The organism is Brevibacterium otitidis, assembly GCF_042429315.1.
GTDB classification, from domain to species: Bacteria; Actinomycetota; Actinomycetes; order Actinomycetales; family Brevibacteriaceae; genus Brevibacterium; species Brevibacterium otitidis.
This window is the reverse complement of record NZ_JBHMAU010000133.1, coordinates 36,151-61,804: the sequence shown is the minus strand read 5'-3', so window position 1 is coordinate 61,804 and position 25,654 is coordinate 36,151. Positions and strand designations below refer to the sequence as shown.

Below are 25,654 nucleotides of genomic sequence, written 5' to 3'. Positions count from 1 at the left end.
CCTAGGCCGATGACGAAGACGGAATCGGCCCGCAGCAGCGAGACGACCGCGAGCCTGACCGACCGGCTGGCAGCCCGCCGCCGCAGCCGGCTGCGGCGCATCCTCGTCGGCGTGGGCGCGACCGCTGCGGTGCTCGGCCTGCTGGCGGCAGCCTGGTTCTCCCCGGTGCTCGCGATCACCACCGTCAGGGCGGAGGGCACCGAGTTCTACAGCGCTGAGGAGATCGAACAGGCCGTGCTGACCGATTGGGAGGGCACCCCGCTGCCGTGCGCCTTCCCCGGACGCGTCGCCGACTCCGCGCTCGCACAGCTGCCCAAGGCCGCCTCCGCACAGGTCCGCTGGACCGGCCCGCGCTCCCTGGCCGTCACCGTCACCGACCGCGTCCCCCTCATCGCCGTGCACGAAGGCTCCGGCTGGGACCGCGTCGACGCCACCGGCACCACGGTCGACTCCAGCGCGCAGGCGCCGGAGGACCTCGCGCACCTGGAGATCAGCGGCGGAGCCGACCGCAAGGCGACGGTCACCGCGGCGCTGGCGCTGCTCGAGGAGCTGCCGGAGGAGGCACCGGAGCAGATCAGCGTCATCAAGGCCAGCGATCCCGACGCCCTGGAGATCGAATACGCCGCCGTGGAGGGCACAGAGCCGGTGACGATCCGCTTCGGCACCGCAGAGGACGCAGCCCGCAAGTTCGAGATCGCCACCGCACTCATCGACACCGGTGCACGCACGATCGACGTCTCCGTGCCCGAGGTGCCGGTCACCTCGTAGCCGGCAGGTGCCAGCCGCAGATGTCCGCGGACAGAAACCGGTGCGGCCGGCAGAAGCTTTCGACACACCGCGCGCGAGAGTTGCGTTGCGGGGGAGCGGGCCATAGCGTCAACGTGAAGGCAAAATAGGCCCACACGCCCGCATGGGCCCGATGCGTCGAAAGAGGAAACCGACTTGGCTGAATTCCCACAATCCGGAGCGGACATCAAGGTTGCCGGCACCGGCGGCGGCGGTGTCAACGCTGTCCAGCGGATGATCGACGTCGGCCTCAAAGGCGTCGAGTTCATCGCGATCAACACCGACGCGCAGGCGCTGCTGCTCTCCGAAGCCGACCTCAAGCTGGAGATCGGCCGCGATCTGACCCGCGGGCTCGGCGCCGGAGCCGACCCGGAGATCGGCCGCAAGGCTGCTGAGGACTCCGAAGAGGCCATCACCGAAGCGCTCGAAGGCGCCGATATGGTCTTCGTCACCGCCGGCGAAGGCGGTGGCACCGGCACCGGTGCAGCACCGGTCGTCGCCCGCATCGCCCGCGGCCTCGGCGCGCTCACCATCGGCGTCGTCACCCGCCCGTTCACCTTCGAAGGCCGCCGCCGCTCGGCGCAGGCAGAGAAGGGCATCGCCGACCTCCGCGAGGAAGTCGACACCCTCATCGTCATCCCGAACGATCGCCTGCTGTCGATCTCCGACCGCAATGTCTCCGTGCTGGAGGCCTTCCAGTCCGCTGACGAGGTGCTGCGCTCGGGCGTGCAGGGCATCACCGACCTCATCTCGACGCCGGGCATGATCAACCTCGACTTCGCCGACGTCAAATCCGTCATGCAGGATGCCGGCACCGCCCTCATGGGCATCGGCTCGGCTGTCGGCGATGACCGCGCCGTGCAGGCCGCCGAGGCTGCGATTGCCTCGCCGCTGCTGGAAGCCAGCATCGAAGGCGCCCACGGCGTGCTGCTGAGCATCCAGGGCGGATCCGACCTCGGCCTGTTCGAGATCAACGAGGCCGCCCGCCTCGTCCAGGAGGCCGCCCACCCGGAGGCCAACATCATCTTCGGCACCGTCATCGACGACAACCTCGGCGACGAATGCCGCGTCACCGTCATCGCCGCCGGCTTCGACACCCCCGTCGGCGCTGCCGAGGCCGCGCCGTCGCTGTCGGCGCCCAAGCCGGCCGAGGAGCGCCGCCCCGCCGACTCCGGTCGCCATGAGACCGGTGCGGCCGTCGGCGCAGCAGCCGCCACCGCGAGCAGCGCAGGCGAGTCCGAGGGCACCCAGGCCGGCCCGTACAGCCTGCGCAGCGAGGACACCGCCGCCAGCGGCGCGGACACCTCGGCAGCGGCCGAGGCCGAGGAGTCGAGCCCCGCGGTGCCGCGCGAACTGCCGGATGAGAAGGTCGACAGCTTCGACGACGACCTCGACATCCCCGACTTCCTCAAGTAAGCACTCCACGTGCTGCACAGCCGCTTCGTCGTTCCGGGATCCCGCTGCGTGGCCCACGCAGCGTTCTCGGATCGATGGGGCGGCTATTCGCTGCCGCCGTACAGCTCCCTCAACCTGGGCCGCGGTGTCGGCGATGACGACGCAGCCGTCGCCGCCAATCGCAGCCTGCTCGCCCAAGCGCTCGGGCTGCAGAGCGACCGCCTGAGCTTCACCAGCCAGGTCCACGGCACCGCTGTGCACACCGTCGACCTCGATGCACTCAGCTCCTCCGTCCCCCTGACAGCCGTCGAAGCCGACGCCCAGGTCACCCGCTCCCACCACCTCGGGCTCGCGGTGCTCGTCGCCGACTGCACGCCCGTGCTGCTCGCCGACCCCGAGGCCGGTGTCATCGGCAGCGCGCACGCCGGCCGGATCGGCATGAGCCGCGGCGTTATAGCTGCGGCCGTGGCCGAGATGCGCCGGCAGGGAGCCGAGCAGATCTCGGCGATCATCGGCCCGTCGATCTCACCGCGCAACTACGAGGTGCCCGCCGAGATGCGCGCCGAGGTCGCCGCAGGCGAACCGGTCACCGCCTCGGTCTCGGCAGCCGGCGCCCCGGCACTCGACGTCGCCGCCGGCGTCGCTGAGCAGCTGCGCCGCGAAGGCGTGCGGCTGGAGCGCTGGGTGAACGCCTGCACCTATGACAGCCCCGACCTCTTCTCATACCGTCGGGACCGCGTGACCGGACGCTTCGCCGGGGTCATCTGGATGGAGCCGGCCGACACCCCGTGAGAAGTTGGGGCGAACTTTCGACACGCCCGCCGCGTATGACGAATGAGGGCCGATGAGTGCGGTACGTTCACACTAAGGCCTTTGCATGTCGAACCGCGAAGGACGCCCGCAATCACGAGGAGTCGCCCCCCATGTCCGCTCTCAAGAAGATCGGCAGCTACCTGGGATTCGTCGAAGAGTACGACGAGCACGACCAGCCGCAGCAGCCGTCTGAGCACCACCGTTCCTACGACAGCGAGTACGACGACTACGCTGACGACGCATACGATGCCGAGCCGGAGCCCTTCGAGCCGCCGGCCGCTGCCGTCACCCCGATCCGTCCCTCTGTCCGCCCTGTCGAAAGTGCACCGGCCTCGGCTATGCAGCGCATCCAGACGATCCACCCCCGCAGCTACAACGATGCGAAGGCCATCGGCACCGCCTTCCGCGACGGCGTGCCGGTCATCATGAACCTCTCGGCGATGGATGAGGCCAACTCCAAGCGCCTCGTCGACTTCTCCGCCGGACTCATCTTCGGTCTGCGCGGCTCGATCGAGAAGGTCACCAACAACGTCTTCCTGCTGACTCCGGAGTCCATCGAGGTCTCCACCGAAGAGGCAGCCGACGACCACCAGGCGAGCTTCTTCAACCAGAGCTGATTCAGCCGGCCGCATCTGCGGTCTCCGGTTCGGCATACAGAGCAGCGGCGGACTACGCTAGAGCGTGGTCCGCCGTCTGCGTTCTCATCGTTCTCATAGGAGTAGCTTTTCGTGTCATTGGTGTTTTGGATCATCGGTCAGGCGCTGAGCCTGTACGTCTTCGTGCTGCTCGCACGGGTCGTCATCGACCTCATTCAGGTCTTCGCCCGTGATTGGCGTCCCACCGGTGTCATCCTGGTGCTGGCAGAGATCATCTACACGCTGACCGATCCGCCGGTGAAGCTCGTCCGCCGGCTCATCCCGCCGCTGCGGCTGGGCCAGATCTCCCTCGACCTGGGCTTCATCCTCGTCTTCATCGCCGTGCAGATCCTCGCCGGTGTGTTCTTCAGCCTCGCCGCGCAGACCGCCTGAGCACGGCCATGTGCGGGCCCGTGTCCGCACCGGCGGCAATAGCCGAGGCGCATGAGCGGGCGGATGGCGGCGAATGCGGTGAAGCGGCCAATATGACAGAACTGCAATATGCGCGGATGCTTTCATTCAGCGCCGCGCCACCTCAATTCCGAGGTGTAATGCCAGGTGCGTATTATGATGCGAGTCAAGGCAGGGGGTGCACGACAAATAAGCCGGCCTTGTTGTACAGTGTCATCGACATCTGTTGTATAACAGTAGAGTAAACAGGAATTGTTGCCGATCGAAGGTGTCCTCATGGCTCTTACGCCTCAAGACGTTGTCAATAAGCGGTTTCAGCATGTGAAGTTCCGCGAGGGATACGACCAGGAGGAAGTCGACGACTTCCTCGATGAGGTCGTCCTGGAGCTCCGCCGTCTGTACCAGGAGAACGATGAGTTGCGTCAGAAGCTCTCGGCCTGCGAACAGCGCAACCAGGAGCTGAGCCAGGCACAGCCCGCCGCAGGTGCCGAGCAGACCGGTGCACAGCCGGCCGTTGAGCCCGCCGCTGACGCGCCGCAGGCGTCTGAGGATCCGCAGGCAACCCAGGCGATGCCGGCCGCTGTTCCCGAGCAGCCCGCCGACGCCGCTGGGCAGAAGTCCGAGCCGCCCGTTGCGCCGCAGCAGCCGGCCCAGGAAGAGCCCCAGCAGGGAGCTGCTTCGCAGGGTCACACCGCCGCAGCCGCCGGCACCGGTGCCGCTGTCGGTGCAGTCGCCGGTGGAGCTGCATCCTCCGGTGGCGACGCCCACGGCCTCATCTCGCTGGCACAGCGCCTGCACGATGAGCACGTCGCTGAGGGTGAGCGCACCCGCGACCAGCTCATCAGCGATGCCCGCACCGAGGCTGACAAGATCGTCAAGGATGCTGAGAAGAAGCGCGATGACACGCTCAGCAGCCTGGAGACCCAGAAGAGCAGCCTGGAGCGCGAGATCGACGGACTGCAGAACTTCGAACGCCAATACCGCACCCGCCTCAAGAGCTACCTCAGCGACCAGCTGCGCGACCTGGAGAACTCAGGATCGCTCGCACCCGAGACGCTCGGCGGCAATCAGCAGCGGGGTCACTCGATCTGAACGACCTGAGGCAGCTGGTGCCGCTCAGCTGAGCTGAGCAGCCGGAACTGCGCACAACGGCCGATCGCCATCTGGCGGTCGGCCGTTGCGCGTCTGCGGCCTCATTGCGCAGGCATGCACGGAGGCCGCGCGCATCGGTAGTATGGACAGCTGAATCACCCGCAGCCGGTGACGGGACAGCATCCCTGTGCTCCGGCCAGACACGAGGAGGCAGGCCGTGGCGCAGACGAAACCGCACCACCTGCGCTTGGTGCTGTTCGCCATCGCCATCACCGTCCTCATCCTTGACCAGGTGACGAAGTACATCGCCGTGCAGACGCTGGAGGGCCGCGCACGGATCCCGGTGCTCGGCGAGCTGGCCGGCTTCACCTTCTACCGCAACCCCGGCGCCGCCCTCGGCCTGGGGGAGAACACGACATGGCTGTTCGCGGTCATCGCGATCGGCGTGTTCATTGCGATCCTCGTCGTCAGCCGGCGGCTCGGATCGCGTGCCTGGACCGCCGGGCTCGGGCTGCTGCTCGGCGGGCTGACCGGCAACCTCGTCGACCGTCTGTTCCGCCCGCCGGGCCTCTTCCACGGCGCCGTCGTCGACTTCATCGACCTGTACTTCTTCGTCTGCAATGTCGCCGACATCGCCATCTCCGCCGCAGCCGTCATCATCGTGCTGACGACGCTGCGCAGCATCGGCGTTGACGGCACCGTCGAAAGCAGCGCTGCAGCCGCGGGGGATACTGACACGTCGACTGAGGAGGCGCGAGCACAGTCATGACAGAGCGGTCATTCCTCGTTCCCGAAGGACTCGAAGGCGAACGCGTCGATGTGGCGCTCAGCAGGCTGCTCGGGCTGTCCCGTTCAGCTGCCGCGGCGATCGCCGCCGATGACGGCGTGCGGGTCGACGATGTCCTCGTCGGCAAATCCGAGCGGCTCATCGCCGGTTCGCGCATCGACGTGCAGATGCCGCCGGAGCCGGAACCGCTCGGCATCACCGCAGAACCCGTTCCGGGCATGCGCATCATCTACGACGATGACGCCTTCGTTGTCGTCGACAAGCCGATCGGCGTCGCCGCCCACGCGGCGGCCGGGTGGAGCGGCCCGACCGTCATCGGCGGGCTCGCCGCGGCCGGATACGACATCGCCACCTCGGGCGCGGCCGAACGCCAGGGGATCGTCCATCGCCTCGACGTCGGCACCTCGGGCGTCATGGTCGTGGCGAAGGGCGAACACGCCTATTCGGTGCTCAAACGGGCGTTCAAGGAGCGCACCGTCAAGAAGACCTACCATGCGCTCGTCCAGGGGCTGCCCGATCCGGTCGTCGGCACGATCGAAGCGCCGATCGGCCGCAATCTGCGCCGCGACGGCCTGTATGCCGTGCGCACCGACGGCAAGCACGCCGTCACCCATTACGAGGTGCTTGAGGCGTACCTCTCGGCGACGCTGCTCGAAGTGCAGCTGGAGACCGGCCGCACACACCAGATCCGCGTGCACATGGCGGCGACGAAGCATCCGTGCTGCGGCGATCTGCCCTATGGCGCCGATCCGGTGCTGGCACAGAAGCTCGGTCTTGAGCGCCAGTGGCTGCACGCTGTCGAGCTCGGCTTCACCCATCCGGAATCAGGGGAGTGGGTCGAGTTCACCAGCGGCTATCCCGAGGACCTGCAGCGCGCCCTCGACTGGCTGCGCGGGGCGCAGGGCTGAGAGGTCGGGACGGAAAGGGGAGCGATCCCACACCGGCGATGTCCGTGCCGATCGCTAGACTGGGGTGCGTCGCCGGCGGCCGGGAATGCTGATTGTGAGGAAGAGGATCCGTGGCTGAGGATTTCGTTCATCTGCACGTGCACACCGAGTACTCGATGCTCGATGGGGCCGCCCGCCTGGGCGATCTCATGGAGGCGACGAAGGCCTCGGGGATGAGCGCGATCGCCACCACCGACCACGGCTATCTGTTCGGCGCCTTCGACTTCTGGCAGCAGGCCACCAAGGCCGGCATCAAGCCGATCATCGGTGTCGAGGCTTACATCACCCCGGGCACCGCGCGCACCGACAAGACGCGTGTGAAGTGGCGCACCGATGAGAGCCAGCGCGGTGACGATGTCTCCGGCGGCGGCGCGTACACGCACAAGACGCTGCTGGCGGAGAACAACACCGGCATGCGCAACCTCTTCAAAGCCTCCTCGCTGGCGAGCCTCGACTCCGCCTTCGCGAAGTACCCGCGCCTCGACCGCGAACTGCTCAACACCTACTCCGAGGGCCTCATCGCCACGACCGGCTGCCCCTCGGGCGAGGTGCAGACCCGGCTGCGGCTGGGCCAGTACGACGCCGCGGTCGAAGCGGCTGCGGAGTTCCGCGACATCTTCGGCAAGGGCAACTACTACTGCGAGATCATGGACCACGGTCTGACGATCGAGCGCCGGGTCGTCAACGACCTGCTGCGGCTGGCCAAGGACCTCGACCTGCCGCTGGTGGCGACCAACGACCTGCATTACACGCACGAATCCGATGCGAAGGCCCATGAGGCGCTGCTGGCGCTGCAGTCGGGATCGAAGCTCATCGAACCGACCTACGATCAGGGCGGCAACCGGTTCGCGTTCTCCGGCTCCGGCTACTACCTCAAGACCCCGGCGGAGATGCGGGCGCTGTTCAAGGAGATGCCCGAGGCCTGCGACAACACCCTCGAGATCGCCGAACGCTGCGAGATCTCCTTCGACACCGACGCCAACTACATGCCGCTGTTCCCCTGTCCGCCGGGGGAGGACGAGACCTCCTGGCTCATCAAGGAGGTCGAGAAGGGTCTGCACTACCGCTACCCGAACGGCATCTCCGAGGATGTCCGCAAGCAGGCCGACTACGAGCTCGACGTCATCATCAAGATGGGCTTCCCCGGCTACTTCCTCGTCGTGGCCGACTTCATCAACTGGTCGAAGGAGAACGGCATCCGGGTGGGTCCCGGCCGCGGCTCCGGTGCCGGTTCGATGGTCGCCTATGCGCTGCGCATCACGGACCTCGACCCGCTGGAGCACGGGCTCATCTTCGAGCGGTTCCTCAACCCCGACCGCGTCTCGATGCCCGACTTCGACGTCGACTTCGATGATCGCCGCCGCGGCGAGGTCATCGACTATGTGACCGAGAAGTACGGCGATGAGCGGGTGGCGATGATCGTCACCTACGGCACCATCAAGACGAAGCAGGCGCTCAAGGACTCCGCGCGCATCATGGGCAAGCCCTTCTCCCTGGGCGAGAAGCTCACGAAGGCGCTGCCGCCGGCGGTGATGGCCAAGGACATTCCGCTGGCCGATATCGAGGACACCCAGGCGCCGCGCTATGCGGAAGCCGGTGAGTTCCGCGAACTGCTGGAGACCGACCCCGAGGCGCGGGAGACCTTCGAGACCGCCAAAGGTCTGGAAGGCCTCAAGCGGGGCTGGGGCGTGCATGCCGCCGGCGTCATCATGTCCTCTGAGCCGATCATCGACGTCATCCCGATCATGCGCCGGTTCCAGGACGGGCAGGTCATCACCCAGTTCGACTATCCGACCTGTGAGGGACTCGGCCTCATCAAGATGGACTTCCTGGGGCTGCGCAACCTCACGATCATCTCCGATGCGATCGAGAACATCCGGCTGAACAAGGACTTCGAACTCGACCTCGAACACCTCGCGCTCGATGATGCTGAGTCCTATCAGCTGCTCTCTCGCGGCGACACGCTCGGCGTGTTCCAGCTCGACGGCGGGGGACTGCGCGGACTGCTGCGGATGATGCGCCCGGACAACTTCGAAGACATCTCCGCAACGATCGCCCTCTACCGGCCCGGCCCGATGGGCGCTGACTCGCACACGAACTTCGCGCTCCGCAAGAACGGGCTGCAGAAGATCACTCCGATCCACCCGGAGCTCGCCGAACCGCTGGCGGAGATCCTCGACACCACCTACGGGCTCATCATCTACCAGGAGCAGGTGATGGCCATCGCGCAGAAGGTCGCCGGCTACTCGCTGGGCCAGGCCGATATTCTGCGCCGTGCGATGGGCAAGAAGAAGAAGGCCGAGCTCGACAAGCAGCAGGTCGGATTCTTCGGCGGCATGAAGGAGCGCGGCTATTCTGAGGAGGCCGCACAGGCGCTGTGGGACATCCTGCTGCCCTTCTCCGACTACGCCTTCAACAAGGCCCACTCGGCCGCCTACGGTCTGGTGTCGTACTGGACCGCCTATCTCAAGGCCCACTATCCGGCCGAGTACATGGCCGCGCTGCTCACCTCGGTCGGTGACAACAAAGACAAACTCGCCCTCTACCTCAGCGAGTGCCGCCGCATGCACATCACGGTGCTGCCCCCGGATGTCAACGAATCGGCCCACAACTTCACCCCGGTCGGCGACGACATCCGCTTCGGCATGGGCGCGGTGCGCAATGTCGGCGGCAATGTCGTCCAGGGCATCGTCGAAGCCCGCGACGAGAAGGGGAAGTTCACCTCCTTCAACGACTTCCTCGACAAGGTGCCGAGCCAGGTGTGCAATAAGCGCACCATCGAATCGCTCATCAAGGCAGGTGCCTTCGATTCCCTCGACCACAACCGGCGCAGTCTCGTCGAGATCCACGAAGAGGCCGTCGACGCCGTCATCGGCGTCAAGCGCCAGGAGGCCGCCGGGCAGTTCGACCTGTTCGCCGGCCTGGGCGAAGAGGACGAGTCGAGCTTCGCGGTCAAGATCCCCGACCGTGCCGAGTGGGAGAAGAAGGAGCTGCTCGCCTTCGAACGCGAGATGCTCGGCCTCTACGTCTCCGACCATCCGCTCAACGGGCTCGAAGACATCCTGCAGTCCGAATCCGAAGGTTCGATCGCCCAGCTGCTCGACCCGGAGAACAAGCGCCCCGACGGCTCCCAGACCACGATCTGCGGGATGATCACGCAGGTCTCCCGCAAGGTCTCGAAGAACTCCGGGCGGCCGTATGCGATCGTCACGATCGAGGACCTCGAAGCGAGCATGGAGGTGATGTTCTTCGGCGACACCTACGAGCCGGTGGCGACACTGCTCACCACCGACCTCGTCATCACCGTCACCGGACGCATCCGCCGCTCCGACGACCGGCCGACTTCGCTCATGGCGATGTCGATGACGATCCCCGATGTCACCGACCGGGCCGACCGGCCGCTGTACGTGTCGATGCCGGTCGAACGCTGCACCCCGGACCTCGTGGACAACCTCAAGATGATCCTCGAAGCCAATCCGGGCGAGACCGAGGTGCGGCTGTGCCTGACGAACCGGGAGCGCACGACGATCATGCGCCTGGACCGGAACCTGCGGGTCACCGCTGCGCCGAGCCTGTTCGGCGACCTCAAAGGCCTGCTGGGTCCCAGCTGCCTGACGACACCGGCGAGCACCTCGATCTTCTGACCGCAGCTGCCTCCGGCTGCAGCTCAGGCATCCCGGCCGGGATCCTGGGGCGGCCGGACAGCGGGGGAGCAGAGGTCGTAGAATGGAGCGCGTGACTCACGCGCTCATGAATGCTGTCGACCTCACCGACACACCGCTCGACCGCCGCACGCTGCGGCGCTCGGTTCCGCGCGCCCGGCACGATTCGGCATCCGCTGCCGAGGCGGTCGCCCCGATCGTCGATGCCGTCGAGTCCCGTGGACGGGCCGCTGTGCTGGAGTACACCCAGCGCTTCGACGCGGTCAGCCCTGAGCGTCTGCGCGTGCCGGCGGATGTGATCCGCGCCGCCGTTGAGAACCTCGATCCGCAGCTGCGCGCGGCCTTGGAGGAGACGATCCGGCGCTGCCGCGTGGTCGCCGCCAATGACCGCCGCAGTGCAGCCACCACCACGTTCACCGGCGGCGGTACCGTGACCTCGCGCTGGCTGCCGGTCGAGCGCGTTGGCCTCTATGTGCCCGGCGGTCTGGCCGTCTATCCCTCGACCGTCATCATGAACGCCGTGCCGGCACAGGCCGCCGGCGTCGCATCGATCGCGATCGTCTCCCCGCCCCAGGACACCGGTCTGCCGCATCCGACGGTGCTCGCAGCCGCCGCTCTGCTGGGCATCGACGAAGTGTGGGCGATGGGCGGTGCGCAGTCCGTCGCCGCGCTGGCCTACGGCTTCGACGACGGTGAGGAGCTCGAACCCGTCGACCTCATCACCGGTCCCGGCAACGCCTATGTCGCTGCCGCCAAAGCACAGGTGCGCTCCGTTGTGGGCATCGACACAATCGCCGGGCCGACGGAGATCATCATCCTCGCCGATGACACCGCCGCAGCCGATCTCATCGCCGCGGACCTCATCAGCCAGGCCGAACACGACCCGATGGCCGCGGCGGTCCTCGTCACCGACAGCCAGGATCTCATCGACGCGGTGCAGCAGGAGCTCAGCGCACAGGCAGCTGCTGCCGTGCACAGCGAACGCATCCGCACGGCCCTGGCCGGAGAGCAGTCGGCGATCCTCAAGGTCGCCGACCGCAGTGCCGGCATCGCCGTCGTCAACGCCTACGCCGGTGAGCACGTCGAGGTGCTCGTCGCTGACCCGCACGCCGCCGCCGCACAGATCATCAGCGCCGGAGCCGTGTTCATCGGCGCCTTCTCACCTGTGGCCCTGGGCGACTACTGCGCTGGGTCCAACCATGTGCTGCCTACCAGCGGCACCGCAGCCCACGCCTCGGCGCTCGGTGTGCAGTCCTTCCTCAAGGGAAGCCAGGTCATCGACTATCCGGCACCGGCGCTGGCTGCCGTCGCTGACCACATCGAGACTCTCGCTGCTGTCGAGGATCTGCCCGCCCACGGTGCAGCGGTGCGTCTGCGCCGCGGCCGCCAGGACAAGGAGGTCTGATGCACTGCCCGTTCTGCCGCCACCCCGATTCGCGGGTCGTCGACTCCCGCACCGCTGAGGACGGCGCCTCGATCCGCCGCCGCCGGCAGTGCCCTGCCTGTGCGCGGCGCTTCACCACGATGGAGGCCACCAGCCTCTCGGTCGTCAAACGCTCCGGCGTGTCTGAGGAGTTCTCCCGCCAGAAGGTCGTCGCCGGTGTGCGCAAAGCCTGCCAGGGGCGCCCGGTGGGAGAGGACGATCTGGCCAAGCTCGCCCAACAGGTGGAGGAGAAGATCCGCTCCCAGGGCATCGCCGAGATCGAAGCCGATGAAGTCGGCCTGGCGATCCTGGAGCCGCTGCGCGAACTCGACCAGGTCGCCTACCTCCGCTTCGCCAGCGTCTACCAGGGCTTCGAATCGCTCGAGGACTTCGAGACCGCGATCGCCTCGCTCCGGGCGGAGCGCGATGAAGAAGCCTGAGCCGCACACCACCTCGGGCCCGGCACATGTCCGCGCAGGTGGGGCGCGCGGGCAAGCTGAACAGAATGTGAAAAGGTCCTGGATCTGGTTCGTGAATAGCCCGAAGTTGTGTGTAAGATGAATCGTGCGCCCAAGGCGCATCGCCGCCTGTGGCATCGGAGGGGAAGCCGACGCCACAGGCGGCTTTCACATGCCCGCACTTTCTGCCCGAATGCAGACGCTGCCCGGCAGCGGATGCGGCTGCCAGGCGGCGGAACCAGCTGAGCGGCTGATCAGCGGTGCCGGTCAGCGATGCTGCTGGGCGGAGATGAAGGGCTGCAGCACCGACTCGCCGATGCTGAGGATCCGCAGCCGAGCCGTCGACCGGGTGAGCGCCACATACAGCTGACCGACCCCTGCAGCGCTGCCGGCCGGGGCGATCGACGCCGGGTCGACGATGATGACGCTGTCGAACTCCAGACCGCGGACATCACCGGGTTCGAGCACCGCGACCGCATGATCGATGCCGGCCGTGCCGGCTGCGAAGTCGCTCTGCGGATCCGAGGCCAACGCAGCGACCACCTGGTCGAGGTGCTCGGCCATGGTGATGACGGCGACCTGCCCGCCGCCGAGCTCCTCCCGCTCCTGCCGGACGATGCCCGGCAGCTCATGGCACAGCTGCGCCACATCTGCGAAGCCCTCGGCGAGCGGATCGTAGCTGCCTTCCCGCACCGGTGAGGGCACCGCCAGCTGCGGGAAGTACTCCTGCAGCAGGCCGTTGGCCACCGTCATGATCCGGCCCGGCGTGCGGTAGGAGACCGTCAGCTCCTCCATCTCGAAGCGATCGCCGACATGCGGGGCGAGCACCGATGACCACGTGCGCTCGGCATCCATCGTCGAGGCCTGCGCCAGATCGCCGACGACCGTGGCGGACTTGCTCGGCACGCGCCGGAACAGCAGCCGCCACTGCATCGGGCTCAGCTCCTGCGCCTCATCGACGACGAGGTGCCCATAGGTCCATTCGCGGTCCTGCATCGCCCGCTCAGCCAGAGTCCGCTCATCGACGTCCTGCTCGTAGCGGCTGGCGATCGTCTCAGCAGAGACGAGAGCGCCGGTGCCGGTCATCTCCAGCACCGCCTCGGCGTACTCCACCTCGGCGCTGGGCCGCTCGCCGCGCTCCTGCGCCTCGATCACCTCGGTGGCTGGTCCGATGAGCTCAGCGATCTCGTCGAGCAGCGGCACATCCTCCACGGTGATCGCGCTGCCGCGCACACGGCGGATGGCCGCCATCTCCTCCAGGCTCAGGATCCTGTCCGCGGCCGGGACGAGACGGTGCGGCTTGCTCAGCAGCGCATCGAGCACCCCGCGCGGGGTCAGCGGCAGCCAGCACAGGTTGATCGCCACCCGCACGTCCTGGGAGCGGCGCAGCTCGTCGGTCAGCTCAGCCAGCACCTCGGGCGTGGGCTCATAGTGCTTGACGGCCGCGAGCTCAGCTGCCAGCAGACTCAGCAGATGGCGCACAAAGGTCAGCCGGGCGCCGTTGTGCGGTTTGCCGCTGCGGCGCGCCCGCTCCTGCGCCTCCTTCACCATCGCCGGGGTCATCGTGACGGTGTGGCTGATCGTCTTGAGCGGCTTCGGCTCGCGCGGCACCCGCTGATAGGCGCGCACCGCCTTGCGGATCACCTCGGCCATCCGCAGATCGCCCTTGACCGCCGCTGCCGCCGGCCGGTCGTGGGCGGTGGCGTTGACCTCGGGCATGAGCTGGCCGGGTGTCAGCAGCACTGCGCCGGTCTCACCGAGGGAGGGCAGCACCTGCTCGATGTACTTGAGGAACACCGGCGAGGGGCCGATGAGCAGAACACCGGACTTCGCGATCCGCTCGCGGTGCTGGTAGAGCAGATAGGCCGCCCGGTGCAGCGCCACCGCAGTCTTGCCGGTGCCCGGCCCGCCCTGCACGACGACGAGGCGGTCGAGGGGACGGCGGATGATCCGGTCCTGTTCGGCCTGGATGGTGGCGACGATATCGCCCATCCGGCCGGTGCGGTGCGCGTCGAGAGAGGCGATGAGCGCACCCTCGCCGTGCAGTCCGGCGCGCTGCTGATCGCTCAGCGCCTCCAGATCGAGGACGTCGTCTTCGACGCTGACGACTGTGCGGCGGCGGGTGGCGATATGGCGGCGGCGTGCCAGGTCGAGAGGATTCTCCGCTGTCGCGCGATAGAACGGTTCGCTGGCCGGGGCACGCCAGTCCATGAGCAGCTGGGTGCGGTCGTGAGCAGAGATCCCGATCCGCCCGATATAGGTCGTCGACCCGGTCACCGAGTCGATGCGCCCGAAGCACAGTCCCTCCTCGGCGCTGCGCAGCCGGATGAGCTGATCCTCATACATGCTGGCGAAGGCATCGCGCTCGGAACGGTTCTGGTGGTTGCCTCCCACATGCGTCCTGCGCACCTGGCTGAGGCTGGCAGCGGTCTCCTCGCGCAGCGCGTCCAGACGCGCATAGACGGTGTCGAGGTGCTGCTGTTCGTAGCTGATCTCGGTCTCTTCGCTCACCTTCCGCCTTTCTGGTCGGCAATCAATTATGCCGGGTTCTCCCGCGCCCGTCACCACAGGGGCCCGCCGGGTGAAGTGTTGGCGAGGAGTTCATCTGGGCGTGGCCGGCCAGCCACAGAAGTCCGCGAGCTCCCGGCCGGTGAGCACCGTGGCCATCGCCGGGCCGGCGCGCAGCGCCTTGGCGACTGCGATGACGTCGAACTCCGCTCCCGAGGCGACAGCGAGGAGATTGCCGTAGCGGCGCCCGCGCAGCTGGCCGGGATCGGCGACGAGGGCGATATGACCGAAGTGCTCACGCATGCGCGTCAGCTCTGCCCGGGCGGACTGGTGCGGGGGACGGTCGGCGATATTGGCCAGGTACAGGCCCTCTGCTGCCAGTGTGCGGGAGACATGGCCGAAGAAGACGTCATCGGCCAGCTGGGCCGGTGTCTCAGCGCCGGCGAAGGCATCGCGGACGATGAGGCTGAGCGCATCATCGCGGAACGTCGCGATCTCCTCCGCGCCGTCACCGGCACGCAGCTTGAGCGCAGGGGAGCGCGGCAGCTCGAACCACTCGCGAACATAGTCGAGCAGCTGCGCATCGATGTCGATGGCAGTCTGCCGGGAGCCCGGCCGGGTGGCGTCGATGGACCGGGCCAGCGAGCAGCCGGCCGCGCCGATGTGCACGGCACGCAGGGTCTGCCCGGTGTGGAAGACCGTGTCGATGATGCGGGCCATCCAGTCGAGGTACTCGAAGTCCAGACGGGTCGGATCGCTGAGCGTGATGCACGAGCTGGGCACGCCGTTGACGTAGAGCACCCAGGAATCCGGTTCCGCAGGGACCGGCTCGAGGCGTGCGGTGCCGGTCGAGATGGCGAACTCCCGCTGCTCGGCTGTGTCCTTGGCTCGTCTGCGTCCCATGCGGCTTACTGTAGACGCCGCTGCACTGTGGATATCCGGCGGTCGTCCACAGCCCGGCCGCGGTGCAGTCTCACACCTGGGCGCTCGCCGCAGGGTGAGGAGTATGAAAGACGCACCAGAAGAGATCGCCACCGAGATCATCAGCACCGTTCCCTACCTGCTGGAGTACCAGCCCACCGACTCACTCGTACTCGTGACCTTCGATCGAGGCGAGAGCACCATCACCTTCGGCCCGGCCCTGCGCATCGACTTCACTGCCGAAGCCGTCTCCGACTGTACGGAGGAGGCGCTGCTGACGCCGGTGTGCGCACTGCGGAGGGTGACGGCGACGGAATGCGCGATGCCTGTGCTGTTCTGCGATGAGAAGCAGGCAGCGGTGCTGCAGTCCCGGCTGCCGGACTCGACCGGCGCTGAGCGCAGCGCCTTCGCACAGCCGCTGGACTTCATATGCGAAGCCCTGCACTGTGCCGGCTTCGAGACCTTCCGGCCATGGTGGGTCTCCCCGTTCAGCTACGGCACCTTCGACGGCAGAGCACAGGTCGGCTTCGTCCCGCAGCTGGCCAGCACCAGGGCAGTCCAGCAGCTGACCCTGAGCAATGGCGCTCCGCATGCCAGCTTCTCTGCTGCAGCAGCGCTGCCGGCCTGCGATGTCGACACCGAACGGGCCATCGACGCCGCAAGGGCGGCCGGCCATCACCGCTCAGACCTGCATGACGCGTGGCTGGCGGAAGCGCTGCGCTATGCCGACCTCGTGGAGTCCGGTGAGCATCACGATCTGCAGGCGCTGCCGCAGCCGGATCCGCTCGCAGTGCTCGGCCTGGAGGACCTGTGCGCTCAAGAGTGGGGACGCGATGCCGTGCAGATGCTCGTGTGCTTCGAGCACAGCGCCTTCCTGCCCGAGGATATGCGTCTGCTCGATCCAGGCGAGTTCGGTCCCTACGCCGAGGCGGTGGCTCCCCTGGCGGAGGCGACCGCCGATGTGCCCGGGATCAGCGAGCGCCGGCCGGATGCCCGCCGCACCCACTACGGGATCATGCTGCTGAAGATGATGGCCACCTACGTCAGCATGGACCACCTGCCGGCTGTGCTGGCGCTCATCGCATGGATGGAATGGTCCGTCGGCCGAGCCTCGTTCGCGCAGCGCTTCGCCCGGAATGCGCTGAGCTTCGACAGCGAGCACAAACTGGCCCACCTCGTCGATCACGCTGTGGAGAGCGGCACCCTGCCGGGCTGGGCGAAAGAACCGCATGTCCCAGGGGAGCAGGTGTCTGACGACCTGCTCGCCACCGCGTCTGAGGCGCAGGGTCCGGAGGAGAATGCGTGGCAGGACTCCAGCGACGGGGCAGGACCGATGGTGCTCGGCTGGGACGACCCGCCGGTGCTGGAGGGATGAGCGCGGCCGGGGCCTGCATGCGGTGCTGCCTGTGTGGTGGATATCACTTGCGTGAGGTCTTGTCATTCTGGTCTGCGCATGCGTGGGATTCGCACGCGCGGGAATATCGTGACAGAATGAGGCGTTGACCCGGTCAGGCGGAGCAACCCCACACGGGGGTTTGCTCCCATGCTTGACAAGGGTCTTACTGATGCTCGAAGAGTGTCAGCGGGGCCAGACACGACTCTTCCGAAAGGTGATCCAGTGCCGACAGACGCCAAGGATTCGAGCACCACTGCCGCATCGACGGGCACGCCGTCGAAGTCGACGACAGTGGAGAAGTCGGCAACGAACGCTGCGAAGTCCACTGCTGCCAAGAAGCCGGCAGCAAAGAAGACCACCGCCGCACGCAAGACGACCGCTGCACAGTCGAAGACGACTGCGAAGTCGACCGCCGCGAAGTCGGCCAGCTCCACCACTGCGGCGAAGAAGCCGGCAGCAAAGAAAACGCCTGCTGCAAAGTCCACGGCTGCCAAGAAGACGACCGGCTCCTCGACGACTGCGAAGAAGACCACCGCGGCCAAGAAGACGACCGCGGCCAAGAAGACGACCGCCGCGGCCAAGAAGACGACGGCGACCAAGAGCAGCACCGGCACATCGACCGCTGCGAAGTCCAGCACGGCGTCGAAGTCAGCTGCCTCTAAGTCAACTGCGCCGAAGTCGACGGCTGCGAAGAAGTCGACCAGCTCGACGACCGCAGCGAAGAAGACCACTGCCGCGAAATCGACAACGGCCAAGAAGACGACCACGGCTGCGAAGAAGGCCACCGCTGCCAAGAGCACTGCTGCCAAGAAGACGACCGCGGCCAAGAGCACAGCAGCGAAGAAGACCACGGCGGCGAAGAAGACGAGCCAGTCGGGTGCTGCCAAGGCCAAGGACGCCGCTGCAGCAGCCAAGGGCGCTGACGGTGCCGCACCGGAGACCCCGGTCGAGCAGCTCGAAGCAGAAGCGCTGGCCAACGACGAGCAGACTGAGACGAAGAACGCTCAGGAGGAGAAGAAGGACGAGGCGGTCAAGGAAGCCGGCGGCTTCGTCGTCTCCGACGCCGATGACGACGACCAGCCGGCCCAGCAGGTCGTCTCCGCCGGAGCCACCGCTGACCCTGTCAAGGACTACCTCAAGCTCATCGGCAAGGTCGCGCTGCTGAACGCAGCCGAAGAGGTCGACCTCGCCAAGCGCATCGAGGCCGGCATGTACGCTGAGCACCTGCTCAACAAAGGCGAAGTCACCGAGGCAAAGGACGTCCGCGACTACAAGTGGATCATCCACGACGGCCGGCTGGCCAAGAACCACCTGCTGGAGGCGAACCTGCGTCTGGTCGTGTCCCTGGCCAAGCGCTACACCGGCCGCGGCATGCTCTTCCTCGACCTCATCCAGGAAGGCAACCTCGGCCTCATCCGTGCTGTCGAGAAGTTCGACTACACTAAGGGGTTCAAGTTCTCGACCTACGCCACGTGGTGGATCCGCCAGGCGATCACCCGCGCGATGGCCGACCAGGCCCGCACCATCCGCATCCCGGTGCACATGGTCGAAGTAATCAACAAGCTCGCGCGCGTGCAGCGCCAGATGCTCCAGGACCTGGGCCGGGAACCCAGCCCGGAGGAGCTGGCCAAGGAACTCGACATGACCCCGGAGCGCGTCATCGAGGTGCAGAAGTACGGCCGCGAGCCGATCTCCCTGCACACCCCGCTCGGTGAAGACGGCGATTCGGAGTTCGGTGACCTCATCGAGGACTCCGAGGCTGTCGTCCCGGCTGACTCGGTCAGCTTCACGCTCCTGCAGGAGCAGCTGCACTCGGTGCTCGACACCCTCTCCGAGCGCGAAGCCGGTGTCGTGTCGATGCGCTTCGGACTCAATGACGGCCAGCCGAAGACCCTCGACGAGATCGGCAAGGTCTACGGCGTCACCCGTGAGCGGATCCGCCAGATCGAGTCGAAGACGATGGCCAAGCTGCGCCATCCCTCGCGTTCGCAGGTGCTGCGCGACTACCTTGACTGAGACGCCTCATGAGCCGGGTGCCAGCATCTGCTGGTGCCCGGCTCGCTCAGTTCTCAGCGAGTGACTCCGTCACTCCCGCAGTGATCGCCTCGGCATAGCGCTGCCGGCCCTCTTCGGATTCCATGACCGCAGCCTCGTCCGGATTGCGCATCTCACCGCATTCGACGAGCACCGCCGGCACCGAGGCATGGTTGAGCCCGGCGATATCGGTGCGCGCCACAATGCCATCGGCCCCATAGGCCGGATTCGGTGCGAAGTCCGCGTCTTCGAAGGCTGCCACCATCTGCTCGGCAAGCGCCTGGCTGGGCTCCTCGACACCCTCGTGCTGGGCGTCCTCGACGACGATGACATGGAATCCGCGCGCTGAGGTGTCCTCCGTGCCGTTGGCGTGGATGCTCACGAGCACATCGGCCCCGGCCTCACCGGCGAACTGGCCGCGCTCATCCACGCACGGCCCCACGCCCTCATCGTCCTCGCGCGACATCACCACCTCGGCGCCGGCATCCTCGAGCAGGGTGCGCGCGCGTTCGGCGACATCGAAGGTGAAGGCATGCTCGGCGTAGTCGCCGGCCGTGGCGGTGCCTGTCGTATTGCAGGCCTTCGTCCCGCCGCGGCCATCCGGAACCTGGCGGTTGACCTCCGAGGCGTTGCGCGCGTTGGCGCCGTTGTGCCCGGGATCGAGTGCCACCGTCTTGCCCTCAAGAGCCGGCGCCGAGGTCTCCGGTGCGGAGGTCTTCTCCGGCGCCGAGGCCTCGGTCTCCGATGTGCGGGACGGAACCGGCTCCTCGGCGATGGGTGTGGTGTCCGCGCCCGAGGTGTGCTCCGCTTCGGCGCCGGAGCCCCCACCGCAGCCGCCCAGCACGAGGCAGCTGCTCAGCAGGAGGCTGGCAGCAGCGGACAGGCGCAGGGGAGGGGAGGGGCGTCTCACACTCCCAGCGTAGCGGAGAGTCGATCGGCTGCAGCCCGGCATGGCAGCACGCGATCAGCGCTGTGAGCGGATAGACTCTGATGGCGACCCGCGGCACAGCAGGCGCACCGCACGGCAAGGGAAGGTGGAAGCGTGGCAGTCAAGAAGGCCTCGGACAAGGAATACGGAGCGCGGCAGCTCTCCGTCCTCGAAGGGCTCGACGCTGTGCGCAAACGCCCGGGCATGTACATCGGCTCGACCGACTCGCGCGGACTCATGCACTGCCTGTGGGAGATCATCGACAACTCCGTCGACGAGGCCCTCGGCGGCTACGGCGAGGACATCGACATCACCCTCCACCCGGATGGCGCCGTCACCGTCGCCGACCACGGCCGCGGCATCCCCGTCGACATCGAACCCAAGACCGGCCTCACCGGTGTCGAGGTCGTCATGACCAAGCTGCACGCCGGCGGCAAGTTCGGTGGCGGCTCGTATGCGGCCGTCGGCGGACTGCACGGCGTCGGTGCCTCGGTCGTCAACGCCCTGTCCTCCCGCCTCGACGTCGAAGTCACCCGTGCATCGAAGGTCTACCGGATGTCCTTCCAGCGCGGCAAGCCCGGCCGGTTCGACGACAGCAGCGGCCAGCCCTCGCCGGACAACCCGTTCACTCCTTTCAAGAAGGCCTCCGAACTCGACATCGTCGGCAAGGCCAAGCGCGGCGTGACCGGCACCCGGGTGCGCTACTGGGCCGATCCGCAGATTTTCCTCAAGGACGCTGACTTCACCTACGACGCCCTCATCGACAGGGCCCGGCAGACGGCCTTCCTCGTGCCCGGCCTCGCCATCCGCGTGACCGACAACCGCGGTGTCGCCCGCGACGAGACCGGCGAGATCATCGAATCGCGGGCGGAGGAGTTCCGGTTCGACGGCGGCATCTCCGAATACGTCGACCACCTCGCCCACGACGAGGCGCTGACCGACACGTGGCGGCTGAGCGGCACCGAGACCTTCACCGAGACGGTGCCGGTGCTCGACGAGCAGGGCCATATGGTCTCCACCGAAGTCGAACGCGAAGTCGGTGTCGACATCGCGCTGCGCTGGGGACGCGACTACGAGACCCGGATCAAGAGCTTCGTCAACATCATCGCCACCCCCAAGGGCGGCACCCACGTGGCGGGCTTCGAAACCGCGCTGCTGCGCACGATCCGCAAGTCGGTGGAAGCCAATGCGCGCAAGCTCAAGGTCGGCAAGGACAAACTGGAGAAGGACGATGTGCTCGCCGGCCTGACCGCCGTCGTTACTGTCCGGATGGCCGAACCGCAGTTCGAAGGCCAGACCAAGGAGGTGCTCGGCACCGCAGCGGTCCGGCAGATCGTCGCCCGCGCCGTCGACGCCCAGCTCGGGGAGATCCTCACCTCGACGAAGCGGCCGCAGAAGCAGCAGGCGATGCTGCTGCTGGAGAAGGTCGTCTCCGAGATGAAGTCGCGGATCTCCGCCCGCACCCACAAGGAGAACCAGCGCCGCAAGACGGCCCTGGAGTCCTCCTCTCTGCCGGCGAAGCTCTACGACTGCCGCAACAACGACCTCGACCGCTCCGAGCTGTTCATCGTCGAGGGCGATTCGGCGATGGGTACCGCCAAACAGGCCCGCGACTCCGAGTTCCAGGCGCTGTTCCCCATCCGCGGCAAGATCCTCAATGTGCAGAAAGCCTCGGTCGGCGACATGCTCGCCAATGCTGAGTGCTCGGCCCTCATCCAGGTGATCGGCGCCGGCACCGGCCGGACCTTCGACGTCGACGCCGCCCGCTATGGCAAGGTCATTATCATGACCGACGCGGATGTCGACGGCGCCCACATCCGCACCCTGCTGCTGACGCTGTTCTTCCGCTATATGCGCCCACTCGTCGAAGCCGGCCGCGTCTACGCCGCCGTGCCGCCGCTGCACCGCATCGAAGTCATCAACCGCGGCAAGCCCAACGACTACGTCTACACGTACTCGGAGAAGGAGCTCTCGGCCGCACTGCGCAAGCTCGACCGGTCGAAGAAGACCTACAAGACACCGCAGCGCTACAAGGGACTCGGCGAGATGGACGCCGATCAGCTGGCGGAGACGACGATGGATCCCGCGCTGCGCTCGCTGCGCCGGGTGACGATGGCCGACGCCGAGGCCGCGGAGACGACCTTCGGACTGCTGATGGGCTCTGAAGTCGCCCCGCGCAAGGAGTTCATCGTCTCCGGTGCCGCAGTGCTCGACGCGGAGAAGATCGACGCCTGAGCCGGCCTGCCTCGACGCCTGAGCCGGTTCAGAGCCCGGCGGCACCGCGGTCCGTTCGGCTCAGAGCCCGGCCAGTTCCAGCGCTGCCACGACCGGCGGGCTGATGACGAGCGCCGCCGAGACGATGGTGACCGCAGCACGCAGCCGCATTGAGGGAGTCTCCGGCGGATGTGCCAGCCGGGCGAGTCGTTCGGCGGTGAGCTTGCGGCTGTGGCGCCCTGCCTGCAGCCGGCTCATCTGCCGCACAGCAGCAGCCAGGTCAGCGGCATCGACCTGCCGGCGGGCGATGTCATCGGCCATCACCTCGATGAGGCGGGTGACCTGATCGAGTGCCTGGCGAGCCACCGGCAGGAACGGCAGCGCATGCTGCCAGGCTGCGAAGGGGAGCACGACGAGTTCGTGCCGGCAGCTCAGGTGCGCCCGCTCATGGGCGACGACTGCATCGCGTTCGGCAGAGCTGAGTGCATCGATGAGTCCGGTGGAGAGCACCGTCGTGCCGTGCTGGCCGTGCGGCAGGCAGTAGGCGACGGCCTCGTCGACGGGCAGGATCCGGGTGTGCGGCAGCTCCTGGGAGGGTTCGGTGAGCACAGTGATGAGCGCAGCGTGGCGGCGCCGCTGACGGCGCACGCGGAACCAGTGGATGGCCAGGCTGCTGAGCAGCCGCAGCAGCAGTAGGATTCCGAGCCCGGCGAGCATCCAGTTCCACCAGCTCAGGACGCTGAGACCGTGCCCGTCGAGCAGCCCAGCGGCACCGGGTTGGCGGGTGAAGGGCAGGAACGCCCACAGCAGCACGGCAGATGTCAGCGAGAGTCCGCCGGCCAGGCCGATCGCCTGCCACAGCAGCAGGCGGGCAGCCGGGTCACGGCTGCCGGGGTGACGGGCGAAGAGCCGGGGGATCGGCCACGCAAGGGCAACCGCAAGCGCTGTCAGCAGCGCTGCGCTGAATGCCATCGGATCGGGCTGATCCGTCAGGTATCTGCGCCGCGGCGTTGCAGGAGTCGGCTGAGGAAGGCGGTGTCGGAGTCCGAGACCGTGCCGAGGAAGCGGGCGAGCACCGCCTGGCGGTCGGGGGCCTGGTTGAGCACTTCGTTCATGAGCTCGGCGACATGCTCTTCACGGGTGGACAGCGCCAGATAGCGGTGGGGGCGCTCCGAACGGTCGCGGCGGGCGAAGCCCTTCTTCTCCAGGCGCGTGAGCACAGTGTGAACAGTGGTGAGAGCCAGATCGCGATCGGCGAGCGCAGTGCGCAGATCCGCGGCGGTCATTCCATCGACTGAGTTCCACAGCGCATTCATGACGCTGCGCTCGAGTTCACCCAGAGTTGCCACCTACGTACTCTCCCTGTCGTGGTTTCGCCTGCTTTTAGCAACAGTTTAGTGCTGATAATGCTGAGCACCTGGCATGGCCCGAAACGGCGTGTCTGTTTCAGGCCACCTCCCAGTAAAGCCCAGGGGCACAGCAGGGTCAAGGAAAATATGGCCAGCGGGCACTTCGGGTCTGTCTCGTCGTAAGTTCAGCTAATGAGACAGCGGGGCGTGCGATGTGGGCTTTCGAACGCAAGCGCTGTCAAGCCGATACTCTACTTGCAGGTAGATTTCCCAGCCCGCAGGCAGGAATTCCCCAGCCTGCGCGGAGACAGGAGGACAAGGTGGATCCGGTACTGATCGGCCGATGGCAGTTCGGCATCACCACGGTGTACCACTTCTGGATGGTGCCGCTGACTCTGGGCCTGGGCCTGCTGGTCGCGGTCCTGCAGACCATGTACCACCGCACCGGAAACGAGGTCTGGCTGCGCGCCACCAAGTTCTGGGGCAAGCTCTACCTCATCAACTTCATCATGGGCGTGGCCACCGGCATCGTCCAGGAGTTCCAGTTCGGCATGGCCTGGTCGGAGTACTCCCGCTTCGTCGGCGACGTCTTCGGTGCTCCCCTGGCCATGGAGGCGCTCATCGCCTTCTTCCTCGAGTCGACATTCCTGGGCCTGTGGATCTTCGGCTGGGGTCGCCTCAACCGCAAGCTCCACCTCGGCGTCCTCTGGGCCGCCGTCATCGGATCCTGGCTCTCGGCCTACTTCATCATCGTCGCCAACTCCTGGATGCAGCACCCGGTCGGCGTTGAGATCATCGACGGCCGCCCGCAGATGGTCGACGTCGCTGCGGTGCTCATGAACAGCACCGCCTGGGCCGCCTACACGCACACGCTGGCCGGTTCCGTCGCCGTCGGCGGCGCCTTCCTCCTCGGCATCGCCTGGCACCACCTGTGGCGGCGCCGGGTCGACGGCATCGACACCGTCGATGAGACCGGCCGTGTCGTCGTTGGATCCGCTCCCGAGGTGCCCGGCCGTGACGAGAAGGACCACACCGTATGGCACAGGTCGCTGCGCATCGGTGCCTGGGCCGCGGTCATCGCCTTCGTCTTCGTCGCCATCACCGGCGACATCCAGGCCAAGCTCATGTTCGAGCAGCAGCCGATGAAGATGGCCTCAGCCGAAGGCGCCTGCCACGACGGCACCGAGTTCTCCGTGCTCACCATCGGCGACCTGTCCTCCAATGAGTGCGGCGACGTCACCCCGGTCATCGAGATCCCCGCCCTGTTGTCCTTCCTCGCCAACGGCGACTTCAGCACCGAGGTGCCCGGCGTCAACACCCTCATCCCGGAATACCAGGAGCAGTACGGCACCCACCTGCCCGAAGGTGAGATGTACGGCGAGTACTCCGGCCAGGAGGTCGACTACCAGCCGCTCATGATCGTCACGTACTGGGGCTTCCGCTTCATGGTCGGCTTCGGTGTGCTCGGCGCAGCCGCAGCCGCCTACGCCCTCTGGGCCACCCGCAAGGGCACGGTCCCGCGCTCAGCGTTCCTGTCGCGGCTGGCGCTGTGGGGCATCGCCGCACCGTTCATCGCGAACTCCGCCGGCTGGGTGTTCACCGAGATGGGCCGTCAGCCCTTCGTCGTCGCCCCGAATCCGGATCCCTCCGGCATCGACGGAGTGTTCCTCTACACCGCGGCTGCGATCTCGCCATCGGTCAGTGCCGGAGAGCTGCTGTTCTCCCTCATCGCGCTCACGCTCATCTACGGAGTGCTCATGGTCTTCGAGCTCAAGCTCATCATGGCCTACGCCCGCGGCGGTGTCGTCTCGGCCATGCCCGAGCTCGACAAGGCCAACTACAAACCCACAGTCGACTCGAGTGACGACGACGTCCTGTCGTTCGCGTACTAAGGG

20 protein-coding genes are annotated in these 25,654 nt (G+C 67.1%); 15 read left to right on the top strand and 5 right to left on the bottom strand.

What is annotated here, in order from left to right; all coding sequences use genetic code 11:
* Window positions 1–9 precede the first annotated feature (9 nt).
* The 11 genes from ACFFN1_RS16625 (at window position 10) to nrdR (ending at window position 12,391) form a co-directional block, all read left to right on the top strand.
* Complete coding sequence (locus ACFFN1_RS16625; RefSeq protein WP_376842019.1) at window positions 10–768, top strand: cell division protein FtsQ/DivIB; 759 nt, start codon at window positions 10–12, stop codon at window positions 766–768.
* Between the two features lie 174 nt (window positions 769–942).
* Window positions 943–2,202: a cell division protein FtsZ gene (gene ftsZ, locus ACFFN1_RS16620; RefSeq protein WP_376842018.1), complete on the top strand. Its 1,260-nt coding sequence runs from the start codon at window positions 943–945 to the stop codon at window positions 2,200–2,202.
* A 9-nt stretch (window positions 2,203–2,211) separates the two neighbouring features.
* A complete protein-coding gene (gene pgeF / locus ACFFN1_RS16615) occupies window positions 2,212–2,973 on the top strand; it encodes a peptidoglycan editing factor PgeF (protein ID WP_376842017.1) in 762 nt (253 codons plus the stop codon).
* 131 nt (window positions 2,974–3,104) lie between these two features.
* Window positions 3,105–3,611 (top strand): cell division protein SepF, encoded by a 507-nt coding sequence (locus ACFFN1_RS16610; protein WP_376842016.1) that lies wholly within the window; start codon window positions 3,105–3,107, stop codon window positions 3,609–3,611.
* A 111-nt stretch (window positions 3,612–3,722) separates the two neighbouring features.
* Window positions 3,723–4,022 carry a YggT family protein gene (locus tag ACFFN1_RS16605; protein WP_376842015.1) on the top strand — a complete coding sequence of 100 codons (300 nt, stop codon included), beginning with the start codon at window positions 3,723–3,725 and terminating at the stop codon, window positions 4,020–4,022.
* Window positions 4,023–4,316: 294 nt separating this feature from the next.
* A complete protein-coding gene (locus ACFFN1_RS16600; RefSeq protein ID WP_376842014.1) occupies window positions 4,317–5,132 on the top strand; it encodes a DivIVA domain-containing protein in 816 nt (271 codons plus the stop codon).
* A 217-nt stretch (window positions 5,133–5,349) separates the two neighbouring features.
* Window positions 5,350–5,901, top strand: coding sequence for a signal peptidase II (locus tag ACFFN1_RS16595; RefSeq protein ID WP_376842013.1), 552 nt, complete (start codon window positions 5,350–5,352; stop codon window positions 5,899–5,901).
* Entirely contained in the window at window positions 5,898–6,827 is a 930-nt protein-coding gene (locus tag ACFFN1_RS16590; protein WP_376842012.1) for an RluA family pseudouridine synthase, read from the top strand. The genes ACFFN1_RS16595 and ACFFN1_RS16590 overlap by 4 nt, the downstream gene beginning before the upstream one ends.
* A 155-nt stretch (window positions 6,828–6,982) precedes the next feature.
* Window positions 6,983–10,510: a DNA polymerase III subunit alpha gene (gene dnaE, locus ACFFN1_RS16585; RefSeq protein WP_376842061.1), complete on the top strand. Its 3,528-nt coding sequence runs from the start codon at window positions 6,983–6,985 to the stop codon at window positions 10,508–10,510.
* Window positions 10,511–10,592: 82 nt separating this feature from the next.
* Window positions 10,593–11,933, top strand: a complete 1,341-nt coding sequence (gene hisD / locus ACFFN1_RS16580) for a histidinol dehydrogenase (RefSeq protein ID WP_376842011.1) — start codon at window positions 10,593–10,595, stop codon at window positions 11,931–11,933.
* Window positions 11,933–12,391, top strand: a complete 459-nt coding sequence (gene nrdR, locus ACFFN1_RS16575; protein ID WP_376842009.1) for a transcriptional regulator NrdR — start codon at window positions 11,933–11,935, stop codon at window positions 12,389–12,391. Before hisD ends, nrdR begins: the two co-directional genes overlap by 1 nt.
* Window positions 12,392–12,676: 285 nt before the next feature.
* Here the strand turns inward: nrdR and ACFFN1_RS16570 are convergent, their stop codons facing one another.
* Both ACFFN1_RS16570 and ACFFN1_RS16565 read right to left on the bottom strand, forming a co-directional pair.
* A complete protein-coding gene (locus tag ACFFN1_RS16570; RefSeq protein ID WP_376842008.1) occupies window positions 12,677–14,920 on the bottom strand; it encodes a HelD family protein in 2,244 nt (747 codons plus the stop codon).
* Between the two features lie 90 nt (window positions 14,921–15,010).
* Window positions 15,011–15,820 (bottom strand): spermidine synthase, encoded by an 810-nt coding sequence (locus tag ACFFN1_RS16565; RefSeq protein ID WP_376842007.1) that lies wholly within the window; start codon window positions 15,818–15,820, stop codon window positions 15,011–15,013.
* A 103-nt stretch (window positions 15,821–15,923) separates the two neighbouring features.
* Between ACFFN1_RS16565 and ACFFN1_RS16560 the strand changes: the two genes are divergently transcribed.
* Together ACFFN1_RS16560 and ACFFN1_RS16555 are read left to right on the top strand one after the other, a co-directional pair.
* A complete protein-coding gene (locus ACFFN1_RS16560; protein ID WP_376842006.1) occupies window positions 15,924–17,213 on the top strand; it encodes a DUF4192 family protein in 1,290 nt (429 codons plus the stop codon).
* 243 nt (window positions 17,214–17,456) lie between these two features.
* The gene (locus ACFFN1_RS16555) at window positions 17,457–19,250 is read left to right on the top strand and encodes an RNA polymerase sigma factor (protein ID WP_376842005.1); all 1,794 of its coding nucleotides are present in this window, start codon (window positions 17,457–17,459) and stop codon (window positions 19,248–19,250) included.
* 46 nt (window positions 19,251–19,296) lie between these two features.
* On the opposite strand, the gene ACFFN1_RS16550 is transcribed toward ACFFN1_RS16555, so the two are convergent.
* Window positions 19,297–20,178, bottom strand: coding sequence for an N-acetylmuramoyl-L-alanine amidase family protein (locus tag ACFFN1_RS16550; RefSeq protein ID WP_376842004.1), 882 nt, complete (start codon window positions 20,176–20,178; stop codon window positions 19,297–19,299).
* Between the two features lie 132 nt (window positions 20,179–20,310).
* On the opposite strand from ACFFN1_RS16550, the gene ACFFN1_RS16545 reads away from it, so the two are divergent.
* Window positions 20,311–22,431: a DNA gyrase/topoisomerase IV subunit B gene (locus tag ACFFN1_RS16545; protein WP_376842003.1), complete on the top strand. Its 2,121-nt coding sequence runs from the start codon at window positions 20,311–20,313 to the stop codon at window positions 22,429–22,431.
* A 60-nt stretch (window positions 22,432–22,491) separates the two neighbouring features.
* Here the strand turns inward: ACFFN1_RS16545 and ACFFN1_RS16540 are convergent, their stop codons facing one another.
* Window positions 22,492–23,382: a M56 family metallopeptidase gene (locus tag ACFFN1_RS16540; RefSeq protein ID WP_376842002.1), complete on the bottom strand. Its 891-nt coding sequence runs from the start codon at window positions 23,380–23,382 to the stop codon at window positions 22,492–22,494.
* 17 nt (window positions 23,383–23,399) lie between these two features.
* Complete coding sequence (locus tag ACFFN1_RS16535; RefSeq protein WP_376842000.1) at window positions 23,400–23,759, bottom strand: BlaI/MecI/CopY family transcriptional regulator; 360 nt, start codon at window positions 23,757–23,759, stop codon at window positions 23,400–23,402.
* Window positions 23,760–24,079: 320 nt separating this feature from the next.
* Between ACFFN1_RS16535 and ACFFN1_RS16530 the strand changes: the two genes are divergently transcribed.
* Window positions 24,080–25,651, top strand: coding sequence for a cytochrome ubiquinol oxidase subunit I (locus ACFFN1_RS16530; RefSeq protein ID WP_376841999.1), 1,572 nt, complete (start codon window positions 24,080–24,082; stop codon window positions 25,649–25,651).
* Window positions 25,652–25,654: the final 3 nt, after the last annotated feature.

Bases quoted from the DNA above. Each gene is read 5' to 3' on its own strand.
- ACFFN1_RS16610 (WP_376842016.1), top strand. From the start codon at position 3,105: ATGTCCGCTCTCAAGAAGATCGGCAGCTACCTGGGATTCGTCGAAGAG.
- hisD (WP_376842011.1), top strand. From the start codon at position 10,593: ATGGAGCGCGTGACTCACGCGCTCATGAATGCTGTCGACCTCACCGAC.
- ACFFN1_RS16565 (WP_376842007.1), bottom strand. From the start codon at position 15,820: ATGGGACGCAGACGAGCCAAGGACACAGCCGAGCAGCGGGAGTTCGCC.
- ACFFN1_RS16600 (WP_376842014.1), top strand. From the start codon at position 4,317: ATGGCTCTTACGCCTCAAGACGTTGTCAATAAGCGGTTTCAGCATGTG.
- ACFFN1_RS16625 (WP_376842019.1), top strand. From the start codon at position 10: ATGACGAAGACGGAATCGGCCCGCAGCAGCGAGACGACCGCGAGCCTG.
- ACFFN1_RS16540 (WP_376842002.1), bottom strand. From the start codon at position 23,382: ATGGCATTCAGCGCAGCGCTGCTGACAGCGCTTGCGGTTGCCCTTGCG.
- dnaE (WP_376842061.1), top strand. From the start codon at position 6,983: ATGCTCGATGGGGCCGCCCGCCTGGGCGATCTCATGGAGGCGACGAAG.
- ACFFN1_RS16560 (WP_376842006.1), top strand. From the start codon at position 15,924: ATGAAAGACGCACCAGAAGAGATCGCCACCGAGATCATCAGCACCGTT.
- ACFFN1_RS16590 (WP_376842012.1), top strand. From the start codon at position 5,898: ATGACAGAGCGGTCATTCCTCGTTCCCGAAGGACTCGAAGGCGAACGC.
- nrdR (WP_376842009.1), top strand. From the start codon at position 11,933: ATGCACTGCCCGTTCTGCCGCCACCCCGATTCGCGGGTCGTCGACTCC.